Source organism: Pseudonocardia xishanensis (assembly GCF_039541715.1).
Classification (GTDB): Bacteria; Actinomycetota; Actinomycetes; order Mycobacteriales; family Pseudonocardiaceae; genus Pseudonocardia; species Pseudonocardia xishanensis.
This window is the reverse complement of sequence record NZ_BAABGT010000035.1, coordinates 1-10,414: the sequence shown is the minus strand read 5'-3', so window position 1 is coordinate 10,414 and position 10,414 is coordinate 1. Positions and strand designations below refer to the sequence as shown.

The following is a 10,414-nucleotide window of genomic DNA, read 5'->3' as shown; positions in this document are numbered from 1 at the left end:
CTGCAGACGGTGGTGTGGGACAACGCGGAGCTGTTGGAGCCGTGCCCGAGCTGCGGGCATTGGGAGCACCTCGACGAGCCCGCCGCGCCGGCAATGGGTCCCGTAGTGCAAGACGTGCGCCTGGATCGGTCGGCGGTGTTGGCCGCGGCGTGGACGCTCACGCTGGTGGTCGAGGTCCTCGACGGGCGGCGCCCGGCCCGGCAGATCACGGGGCTGGTGGAGCCGCGGGTGCTGCGCTATCTGGCCGCGGTCCCGGCTGGTCGGGGCGGGTCGTGTGCGGGAGCGCGGTTGCTGTCGGTGCATCCGAGCCAGCCGCATGAGGGCGCAGTCGAGGTCGCCGCGTCGCTGCGTCTGGCGGGGCGGCGACGGGCGATGGCCGCGTCGTTCTTGCTGTCCGGTGTGGACTTCTGGCTCTGTGAGACGGTGCGGATTCTGTGACGGGCGGCCGGGCGGTCGGGCCACCGCTGCCGCCGGCGCCACTGTGTCGTCCGACGTGCCGGTCTCGGTGGGGTGCTGGTCTCGGGACTGTCTCGCCGCGACCGCGGCGGCGTGCTGAACGGGGTCGTAGGCGACGTTGTCGGTCCAGCAGCGCCAGATGACCCGTAGCCAGGCCCGGCCCAGGATCCGGACGGCGTGGGCGTGGTTGTGCCCGCGTCCCCGGGCGCGGGCATAGACGAGCTTCCGGCCCGACCTGGCCTGGTTGCGGACTCTGAGGCGCGATCAGCTGAGTGAGTGGGTGATCGTGATGCCGCAGCCCCTCAAGTCGAGCCTCTCGTATCTGGGCGGTCACGGGCCATTCGGACTTCACGGCCGCATAAGCACAGATAAGCGAATTCGAGGCAACTCGGATTCGACACATCGCCGCGCCTGTCGCTCGGCCATCGAGGGCTCGACGGCGAATCGTGGTTTCTGCTCTATCCTGTGATCGACAAGAAAGATTTGGCTGACGTCGAACGGGGGGGGGTGACCCAAAGGGCGTTGTCCTGGCAATTAGTCTGCAGCTTCCGGGAAGTGCTCGACCGGCAAACGGGCGGTTCCTGACCTTCTCGGCTCGTGATTCGACGAAGGGTCTGTTTGCTATTCTGGATGACTAGCAGGCGGCAAAGTCGGGTTTCGGCTGCGGCGCCATCCGGCGGTGGGCTCGGTCAGGTCTTCGTGCGAGGAGAGGCGGCCACAGTAGCTCGCTTGCCTCTGCTGACGGAGATTCGGCCTTCGCTTCTAAGTAGGTCGATGGCGACGTGGGCGGTGCCGACAGCGACCGAGTAGCGGTCGGCTAACTCCTTGATAGTCGGAACGCGGTCGCCACTCTGAAGTGCTCCGCACGTCATGGCGGCTCGGAGGTCGGCAGCGATCTGTCTAGCCCTGCCCGTTCCCTCACAATCGGCGGGAGACGTTCTCGCCGTGAGGTTTCCAATGTTCGTGGCAGCCGGAGGGGCTGGCATTCGCACTCCCGCTGACTTCATGGCTCGCTGGTCAGACTCGGCGACCCACGCGGTGTAGACGCGCAGGGTCGTCGAGCCCCCGCCACCGTGGCCGAGCCTGCCAGCGACGGTGCGGACGTCTACGCCAGCGGCGATGAGCTCCGTGGCCGAGTAGTGGCGGAGCTGGTGGAGGTTCATGTCCCAGCCGAGCCTTCTGCACATCCGCACGTAGCGGTTGGAGATCGACGACGGGCGGAGCCAGGTGCTGTGGTCGATCGCGGGGGAGAAGAGGCGGCCGTCCGGGCGGATCGTGATCCCAGCTGACTCGGCGAGCCGCTGGCACTCCCCTCGGTAGGTCTTCAGTATCGTGACCGTGTCCGCGTCGAGGTGGATGCGGCGCTGCTGGTGGGTCTTGGTGTCCTTCTCCCAGGTGTGGGTGTCCCGCTGGGCGATGCTGGAGCGGATCGTGAGGACTGCGCGGTCGAGGTCGAGGCGGTCCCAGCTCAGGGCGCAGAGCTCGCCGCGGCGCGCGCCGGTGACCATCGCCAGCCAGAGGAAGCAGGCCCACCACAGGTCGGCAGCGAAGGCGGATTCGAGGATCTTGGCTGCCTGAGCCGCCGTGGGTGGGTCTGGCTCGGCTACGGAGCCCCGGGGCGGCTCGGCCTGGCCGAGCGGGTTGACGGCGATCCAGCGCCACCGGACGGCTCGTGCGAGCGCACCGCTCAGGCAGAAGTGAATCTTGCGGATCGTGGCGCTCGCGAGCGGTTTGCAGACGTGGCGAGAGCACTTCGCGTCGCACTCGTGCGGCTCGTCAGTGGAGTGGTCGACCTTGACCCGGCCGTTGCAGTGCCTCCGGCACCGCCGCAGGATCGCGTAGTACGAGTCCAGGAGCTCGCCGTCGAGCCTCGCGACCTGGAGCGCGCCGAGCCGCGGGCGGATGTGGACGCGGATGACCTGCTCGTAGCGGTCCCTCGTTGTGTCTTCGACTTCCAGGAGCTCAAGGTAGCGGTCCAGGAGTTGGTCGACTGTGGCCTTGGTTCGCGGGTTGCGCTGCTCGTCGACCTGTGTGGCGAGCCGGCGCTGCACCTTCTCGGCCTCTTTGCGAGCGTCCTTGCCCGCGGGGACGGTCTCGACGAGGTAGTGCCGCTTGCCGCTCAGGGGGTCGATGCCCGCGTACACGCGGACGCGGAGTGAGCCGTTGGAGCGGACCTCGATCTCGCCCCGCTGTCGTCTGGCCATGGAGGCGACGCTAGCGATTCGCTCCCATCATGGCTCCCAAGCCTGTGGATAACTCCGGTCAGCACCCCTGCTGACCTGCGTGCCCCCGGCAGGATTCGAACCTGCGACACCCGCTTTAGGAGAGCGGTGCTCTATCCCCTGAGCTACGAGGGCCTCGGGGAAGCGTACCCGGGCCCGATGTGACGGTGTACTGCGCCGGCGCTTCGGGCATCGCGCTGGTCAGGAGGGCGGGTGAGCGTTCGCCGTGATCGTCGACCGGGTGGTGTTCCTCGGGGAGTGGACGGCGCGGGTCGCCGCGCTGGGGGAGCCGATGCACGGGGTCGAGGCGTTCTGCGAGTCGCGGGACGCGATCCTGGAGCGCGTGTGGGGCGGTTGCGCTGGAGTCGGAGTGTCCGGCCGGGCTCGCCGTGGACGACACTCTCGACGGCGACGCCGGGACCTGGTCGCGGATCGAGGCTCTTGCCGGGGACGACGAGCGGTGGGCCGATGTGGACAGTGGAGTCGGAGCGTCGGCCGAGGCCGCGGAAATGTGGTGCTCGTGTCCGACGTGCTGTGGGAGCACAACCAGCACGTACGACGGGGCTCGCCCACGTCGTGATGGACAGCCGGGACCTGCGATGGGCGTCGGCGGGTGCTCCACTACCCGCTGGACCCCGCGATACCCGCGGACTTCGACGCCGTCCTGTTCCCGTCCCGCGTCTGAGCGGCGCGGATACGGCCGCCAGGTCTCGGCCGACCGAGCAGAGACACCGCCCGGGCATGCACCGACCCGGCCGCTCACGATCGGCGCATGTGTGCCCTCAGCGCGGTCGTCACAGCACTGACAGCACGGAAACGGCGATCATGCCGCGCTGAGAGCACGAAACGTGCGATCGCGGTGCTCGACCCGGGGCCCGAGGCGTCGGGACACGGGGCAGGGCGAGGGGGCTACGGCTGCGGGGTGGGTTCGGTCACCCGTGGCGACTCCGCGCGCGGCTCCGGGACCGCGGCCATGGGGTGGCGGCGTTCGAGCTTGGCGCCCTCGACGTCGACGTCGGGCAGGATCCGGTCCAGCCATCGCGGCAGCCACCACGCCGCGTCCCCGGCCAGGTGCAGGACCGCCGGGATGATCAGCATCCGGACGACGAACGCGTCGAGCACCACGCCGAAGGCGAGGCCGAAGCCGATCGGGCGGACCATCGCGAGGTGGGAGAAGACGAACCCGCCGAACACCGAGAACATGATGATCGCCGCGGCGGTGACCACCGCGCGGCCCGCGTGCAGGCCCTCCTTCACCGCCAGCCGGGCGGGCGAGCCGTGCACGTACGCCTCGCGCATGCCGGAGACCAGGAAGAGCTGGTAGTCCATCGCGAGCCCGAAGAGGATGCCGACCAGGATCGTGGGCAGGAAGTTCAGCACCGGGCCGGGGTCGTGCACGCCGAACACCGCGCTCAGCCGGCCCCACTGGTAGATCATCACGACCGCGCCCATGGCCGCGAAGTACGACAGCACGAACCCGACGGTGGCGGTGACCGGGACCAGGACCGACCGGAACACCAGGATCATGATCAGCAGCGACAGCCCGACGACCACACCGAGGTAGAGCGGCAGCGCGTCGGCCAGCTTGGCCGAGATGTCGATGTTGCCCGACGGCACGCCCGCGACGGCGAGGGGGACGGAGGGCTCGACCGCGGTGGTCGTCACCCGCAGCCGCTGGACGAGCTCCTCGGTGGCGACCGACGTGGGGCCCTCGGTCGGGACGACCTGGAACACCGCGAACGAGCCGTCCGGCGCGGTGGCGACCGGCGCGACGGCCGACACGGACGGGATCGCCCCGATCTGCTCGGCGACCTGCGCCCGCGCCGCGGTCAGCGCCGCCTCGTCGAGACCCGCGGGCAGGTCGGCGACGACGACGAGCGTGCCGTTCTGCCCGGCCCCGAACTTGTCCGCGACCACGGAGTAGGCCTGGTACTGCGTGGAGTCCTGGGGTTCCGACGAGCCGTCCGGCAGGCCGAGCCGCAGCGCGAGTGCGGGCAGGGCGACCAGCACCAGGAGCGCGATCCCGCCGACCGCCCGCGCGACCGCGCCGCCCGTCGACATCGGCGCCACCGACCCGGCGGCGTGCGAGGTCGGTCGCGACCGGGCCTTGCGCGGCAGGACGCGCAGGCCCAGCAGCGACAGCAGCGCGGGCGTCAGCGTCACCGCGACGAGCACGGCGACCGCCACGCACGCCGCCCCCACCGAGCCCATGAGGCCGAGGAAACCGATGCCGGTGACGTTGAGCGCCACCAGCGCGATCACGACCGTGAACCCGGCGAACACCACGGCGTTGCCGGACGTGCCGTTGGCCAGCGCGATCGAGTCCGGCACGGACATCCCGGTCCGCAGCTGCCTGCGGTGTCGGTTGAGGATGAACAGCGAGTAGTCGATGCCGACGGCGAGGCCGAGCATCAGGCCGAGGATCGGGGTCACCGACGTCATCTCGACGACACCGGACAGCGCCATCGCCCCCGCGACGCCCACCCCCACCCCGATCAGCGCGGTGAGGATCGGCAGCCCCGCGGCGACCAGCGTGCCGAGCATGACCAGCAGCACGATCGCCGCGATGACCACGCCGATGACCTCGCCGGGCCCGGCGATGCCGTCGACGTTCTGGGTGATCTCCGAGGAGAAGTCCGCCTGCACACCGGCGACGGGGGAGGCCTCGACGGCGGAGATCACGCCGTCCTTCGTCGCGGTCGGGACGGACATCTGCGCGTCCGCGAACGCGACCGTCGCGACCGCCGCGCTGCCGTCCTCGGACACCGTGCGGATGCCTGCGGCCAGCCGCAGCTGGGACTCGCCTGCGGCGAGCCGGGCCTCCTGCGCGTCCAGCTGGGCCCGGCCCGCGTCGAGCTGCTGGCGTTGCGGGGCGGTCGCGGGAACTCCGGCCGCGTCGAGCTGAGTCTGTCCCCGATCGAGCTGTGCGCGGGCCTCGTCGAGCTGGGCCCGCCCGCCGGCCAGCTGCTGCTCGGCCCCGGCCCGCTGCGCCGCAATGGCGAACGGGTCGATCACCTGCCGGACGCCGTCGACCGCCGTGACGCGCTGCAGCGCGGCCGAGATCTCCTGCTGCTGCGCGGGGGTGAAGGGCTGCCCGTCCGTGGTGTGCAGGACGATCAGACCCGTGCCGCCGCCCGCCTCGGGCAGCTCGGCGGTCAGCCGCTTCGAGACCTCGTCGGTGGGGGTGCCGGGGATCGTGATGGCGGTGCCCAGCGTGCCCCCCACCAGCAGGAACGCGACCACGGCCGCGGCCAGCACGGCGATCCAGGCCACGACCACCCGCCAGGCGTGGCGGGCCGAGAAGGCGCCGAGTCGATGCAGCAGTTCTGCCATGGTGCAGGGGCTCCTAGAAGCGCAGGGTCGTGACGAGGCGGTCGAGCAGGTGGTCCCACTCCCGGCGGGACTCCGGGGTGTCCGCCGCCCCGGTGCGCTCCCACCAGTGCCCGTGCAGCACGAGCACGTCGGAGAGCAGGGCGGTGACGACGAGGTCGACGTCGAGCGGGTCGACGCCCGGGTAGCGCGCGGCGGCGGCGATGCGCAGGTCGGCGGTACAGCGCCCGAAGGCGGTCTGGACGAACCCCTGGACGCGGGGGTCGCGCTCGTCGTGCGCCCCCAACGCCTGGGTCAGGTAGGACATCGGGCCGACGAGGTCGGTGGCCCGCAGCGCCCGGACGACGTCCGCGGCCACCGCCGCAGCCCCGGGCTCGCCCGGGGGATGGGCCGAGGTGGCGGCGAGGAAGCCGTCCACCACGACGTCGAGCACCTCGGTGCAGGCCGCGAGGACGATCTCGTCCAGCGTGGCGAAGTGGTTGAACACGGTGCGCCGGGAGACTCCGGCCAGGTCGGCGACGGTGTCGACGGTGAGCCCGCCGGGTCCGTGCCGTGAGGTGACCGCGAGCGCCGCGGCGATGATCGCGCGGTGGGTGCGCGCCTTCTGCGCGTCACGCACGTCGGAGGTCACCCGATCGAGCGTACGAATCTCACTGCACTGAGTGCAACGAGATCCGTGCCACCCGAGCGCGGCGACACATCGACGCCCACCCGTCGTCGACCTAGTGTGGAGTGGTTGCGCATCTCCCGTACCGAAGTGAGGACGTCCGCCGTGCTCCCCCTGCTCGCGCTGGCCCTGGGTGCGTTCGCGCTCGGGACCGGTGAGTTCACCGTGATGGGCCTGCTGCCCGAGATCGGCGACGGTCTCGGGATCACCATCCCGCAGGCCGGGCACCTGGTGTCGGCGTACGCGATCGGCGTCGTCGTCGGGGCACCGCTGCTCATCGCGGCGGCCACCCGGATGAACCGCAGGCAGGCGCTGATCCTGTTCATGGGTCTGTACGGGGTCGGGCACCTGCTCTCGGCGATCGCGCCGTCGTACGGGCTCGAGGCCGTCGCGCGGTTCCTGTCGGGGCTGCCGCACGGGGCGTACTTCGGGGTCGCGGCCGTGGTCGCGGGCAACCTCGCCGCCCCCGGCAGGCGCGCCCGGGCGATGGCGATGATGTTCGCCGGGCTGACCGTGGCGAACATCGTCGGGGTGCCGTTGTCCACGCTGCTCGGCCAGCTCGTCGGGTGGCGGTGGACCTTCGCCGTCGTCGGGTTGATCGCGCTCGCCGCGGCCGTGGCGGTCCGGGTGAAGGTGCCGGACGTGCGCCCCGACGGCGCCCCACCGCGCCTCGCCGAGGAGTTCCGCGCGCTGGGCCGCCGCCAGGTCTGGCTCACCCTGCTCGTCGCGGTGCTCGGCGGTGCGACGCTGTTCGCGAGCTACAGCTACATCGCGCCGATGCTGACCGACGTGGCGGGATTCCCGTCGGCGGCGATCACGCTGCTGCTGGCGATGTTCGGCGTCGGTATGACGGCGGGCAACGCGATCGGCGCCCGGTTGGCGGACTGGAACCCGATGCGGGCGATCCAGCTCGTGCTGGTGGCGGACGTCGTCGTGGCGCTGGCGCTGGTGCCCGCGATGCGCCACCCGGTCAGCGCCGCGATCGTGCTGTTCGTGTTCGCGGTCTCCACCTTCTCGCTGATCCCGTCGGCTCAGCTGCGGATCATCGACGGCGCCGAGGGCGCCCCGCACATGGCCGCGGGGTCGATGCACGCCGCGTTCAACCTGGCCAACGCCCTGGGCGCGTGGTTGGGCGGGCTGGCGATCGCGTTCGGGTTCGGGCTCACCTCGCCGAACGTCGTGGCCGCGGCGGTCGCGTTCCTGGGCCTGGTGGTGGCGACGGTCGCGGTGTGGGTCGAGCGGCCCTCACGCCAGGCCGTGCCTGCCTAGCGCCTCGGCCATGATCGCGGCCATCCCCTCGTAATCGCGGTCGTGGGGGTGGAAGTGGTCCGCGGCGAGCAGGCCCGCCCAACGGCGCTGCGGCGCGCCCGCCCCGAGGCCCTGCGCCATCGAGTCGCCCGGCACCACCCACAGTGGACCGTCCGCGGCGACCGCCGCCCGGTACCGCGCGTACGGCATGCACCTCCCGCACGCCGGACAGGTTCCGGGCGAGGACCGAGGTGACCCGGCCGGGCGGGCGTCCGCTGAGGTTGGAGCAGGTGAACCCCACGTCGTCCACCCTCTCAGACGCTTCTCAGAACGCCGCGCGAGACTGTGAGCCATGCGAATCCTCGTCGTGGACGACGACCGGGCGGTGCGCGAGTCGTTGCGACGGTCGTTGGCCTTCAACGGCTACCAGGTCGACCTCGCAGGCGACGGCTACGCCGCGCTCGAGGCGGTCGACGCCCAGCGGCCGGACGCGATGATCCTGGACGTGATGATGCCCCGGCTGGACGGGCTGGAGGTCTGCCGCCGGATGCGCGCGGCCGGGGACGAGCTGCCGATCCTCGTGCTCACCGCGCGGGATGCCGTGTCCGACCGTGTCTCGGGCCTCGACGCGGGCGCGGACGACTACCTGCCCAAGCCCTTCGCCCTGGAGGAGCTGCTGGCCCGGCTGCGTGCGCTGCTGCGCCGCCGGTCGTTGGACGACATCGCGGCCGCCGCGGGCCACACCCCGACGCTGAGCTTCGCCGACCTCTCGCTGGACCCGGACACCCGGGACGTCCGGCGCGGGGAGCGCCCGATCAGCCTGACCCGCACCGAGTTCTCCCTGCTGGAGCTGCTGCTGCAGAACCCCCGCCGGGTGCTGACCCGCTCCACGATCCTCGAGCAGGTCTGGGGCTACGACTTCCCGACGACGGGCAACGCCCTCGAGGTCTACATCGGCTACCTGCGGCGCAAGACCGAGGCCGAGGGCGAGCCGCGACTGATCCACACCGTGCGCGGCGTCGGGTACGTGCTGCGCGAGACGCCCCCGTGACGGACACCCTCCTCCCGCGCCTGGAACGGGTGAGCCTGCGGGCGCGGATCGGGATCCTGGCCGCGGTGGTCGCGGCCGCGGTCGTCCTGCTGGTCTCGACCGCCGCCTTCTTCGTGGTGCGCGGGAGCCTCCTGGCCTCCCTGGACGAGAACCTCAAGCAGCGCGCGGTCGCCGCCGCGCAGAGCCAGCTCGCGCGCCCGGAGCTGCTCGCGACCGTGCCGTCGGAGATCCTCGGGGCGGCGGACATCAAGGTCGCGCTGCTGTACTCCTCGGGGCTCGCGCAGTCCGCCGAGGGCGCGGCGTCCGCCCCGCCGCTGTCCGAGGCGGAGCTGGCGGTCGCCCGCGGCGACGAGGCCGAGTCCGTGCGGTCCGCGGGCGGGTACCGGGTGGTCGCGGTGCAGGCGGGCGACGGCCGGGCGCTGGTCATCGCGCAGAAGATGGACTCCACCCAGATCGCGCTGGCGGGGCTGGGGACCACCCTGCCCGTCATCGGCGGGATCGGGGTGGTGCTCGCCGGGTTCGCGGGCGCGGCGGTGGCCCGGGCCGGGCTGCGGCCCGTGCAGCGGCTCACCGAGGCCGCCGAGCGGGTCACCGCGACCGGGCAGCTGACGCCGATCCGGGTCAGTGGATCGGACGAGCTGGCCCGGCTCACCCAGAGCTTCAACGAGATGCTCGGCGCCCTCGCCGCCTCCCAGGAGCAGCAGCGGCGGCTCGTTGCGGACGCGGGGCACGAGCTGCGCACCCCGCTGACCTCGCTGCGGACGAACCTGGAGCTGCTCGCGTCGGCCGAGAAGCCGGGCGCGCCGACGCTCCCGCGCGAGGACCGCGAGGAGATGCTGGCCGACGTCCGGGCGCAGGTCGAGGAGCTGACCCAGCTGATCGGCGACCTCACCGAGCTGGCCCGAGACGACGCCCCGACCGCCGCCCGGGAGCCGGTCGAGCTCGTCGACGTCGTCGAGCGCGCGGTGGAGCGGGTGCGCCGACGGGCGGGGGCCGACATCGGGTTCGACGTCACGCTGGTGCCGTGGACGCTCGTCGGCGAGGCCCCGGCGCTGGAGCGGGCGGTGCTGAACCTGCTGGACAACGCGGTCAAATGGAGCCCGCCGGGCGGGCATGTCCGGCTGCGGATGGTGCCGCTGGACGACTGGACCGTCGTCGTCGAGGTCGCCGACTCCGGCCCGGGCATCGCCGAGGAGGACCGTCCGCACGTGTTCGAGCGGTTCTACCGGGCGGACACCTCGCGGACGATGCCCGGCTCCGGGCTGGGCTTGGCGATCGTCCGCCAGGTCGCGGTGCGGCACGGGGGAGCGGTGTGGGCGGACCGGTCGCCCGAGGGTGGCGCGCTGCTCAGCCTGCGGCTGCCCGGGCGCCGCGCGGACGTCTAGGGCATGTCTCCCAAAGCCTGTAACCAGGTGACTATGGCTTTGAGGACCGCGCCGC

Annotated in this window: 8 protein-coding genes and 1 tRNA gene; 4 read left to right on the top strand and 5 right to left on the bottom strand. The window is 72.1% G+C overall.

Translation table 11 applies throughout. The features are described from left to right. On the top strand, nt 1-438 hold a 438-nt coding region (locus ABD993_RS15720), incomplete at its 5' end, for an Rv3235 family protein (protein ID WP_345418124.1). 707 nt (nt 439-1,145) lie between these two features. On the opposite strand, the gene ABD993_RS15715 is transcribed toward ABD993_RS15720, so the two are convergent. From ABD993_RS15715 to ABD993_RS15700, 4 genes are all read right to left on the bottom strand, one after another. Continuing rightward, the gene (locus ABD993_RS15715; RefSeq protein ID WP_345418121.1) at nt 1,146-2,660 is read right to left on the bottom strand and encodes a tyrosine-type recombinase/integrase; all 1,515 of its coding nucleotides are present in this window, start codon (nt 2,658-2,660) and stop codon (nt 1,146-1,148) included. A gap of 80 nt (nt 2,661-2,740) precedes the next feature. Further along, nucleotides 2,741-2,813 (bottom strand) — tRNA-Arg (locus ABD993_RS15710). 774 nt (nt 2,814-3,587) lie between these two features. Then, a complete protein-coding gene (locus tag ABD993_RS15705) occupies nt 3,588-6,011 on the bottom strand; it encodes an MMPL family transporter (protein ID WP_345418119.1) in 2,424 nt (807 codons plus the stop codon). A gap of 13 nt (nt 6,012-6,024) precedes the next feature. Beyond that, the gene (locus ABD993_RS15700) at nt 6,025-6,639 is read right to left on the bottom strand and encodes a TetR/AcrR family transcriptional regulator (protein WP_345418116.1); all 615 of its coding nucleotides are present in this window, start codon (nt 6,637-6,639) and stop codon (nt 6,025-6,027) included. A 126-nt stretch (nt 6,640-6,765) separates the two neighbouring features. On the opposite strand from ABD993_RS15700, the gene ABD993_RS15695 reads away from it, so the two are divergent. Then, nucleotides 6,766-7,944: an MFS transporter gene (locus ABD993_RS15695; RefSeq protein ID WP_345418113.1), complete on the top strand. Its 1,179-nt coding sequence runs from the start codon at nt 6,766-6,768 to the stop codon at nt 7,942-7,944. Here ABD993_RS15695 and ABD993_RS15690 read toward each other — a convergent pair. After that, complete coding sequence (locus ABD993_RS15690) at nt 7,921-8,133, bottom strand: hypothetical protein (protein WP_345418110.1); 213 nt, start codon at nt 8,131-8,133, stop codon at nt 7,921-7,923. The genes ABD993_RS15695 and ABD993_RS15690 overlap by 24 nt on opposite strands. A 142-nt stretch (nt 8,134-8,275) precedes the next feature. On the opposite strand from ABD993_RS15690, the gene ABD993_RS15685 reads away from it, so the two are divergent. Together ABD993_RS15685 and ABD993_RS15680 are read left to right on the top strand one after the other, a co-directional pair. Further along, nucleotides 8,276-8,974 carry a response regulator transcription factor gene (locus ABD993_RS15685; protein WP_345418107.1) on the top strand — a complete coding sequence of 233 codons (699 nt, stop codon included), beginning with the start codon at nt 8,276-8,278 and terminating at the stop codon, nt 8,972-8,974. Next, nucleotides 8,971-10,359: a sensor histidine kinase gene (locus ABD993_RS15680; RefSeq protein WP_345418104.1), complete on the top strand. Its 1,389-nt coding sequence runs from the start codon at nt 8,971-8,973 to the stop codon at nt 10,357-10,359. Before ABD993_RS15685 ends, ABD993_RS15680 begins: the two co-directional genes overlap by 4 nt. Nucleotides 10,360-10,414: the final 55 nt, after the last annotated feature.

Coding starts and splice junctions, on each gene's coding strand:
- ABD993_RS15715 (WP_345418121.1), bottom strand. CDS start 2,660: ATGGCCAGACGACAGCGGGGCGAGATCGAGGTCCGCTCCAACGGCTCA.
- ABD993_RS15705 (WP_345418119.1), bottom strand. CDS start 6,011: ATGGCAGAACTGCTGCATCGACTCGGCGCCTTCTCGGCCCGCCACGCC.
- ABD993_RS15690 (WP_345418110.1), bottom strand. CDS start 8,133: ATGCCGTACGCGCGGTACCGGGCGGCGGTCGCCGCGGACGGTCCACTG.
- ABD993_RS15685 (WP_345418107.1), top strand. CDS start 8,276: ATGCGAATCCTCGTCGTGGACGACGACCGGGCGGTGCGCGAGTCGTTG.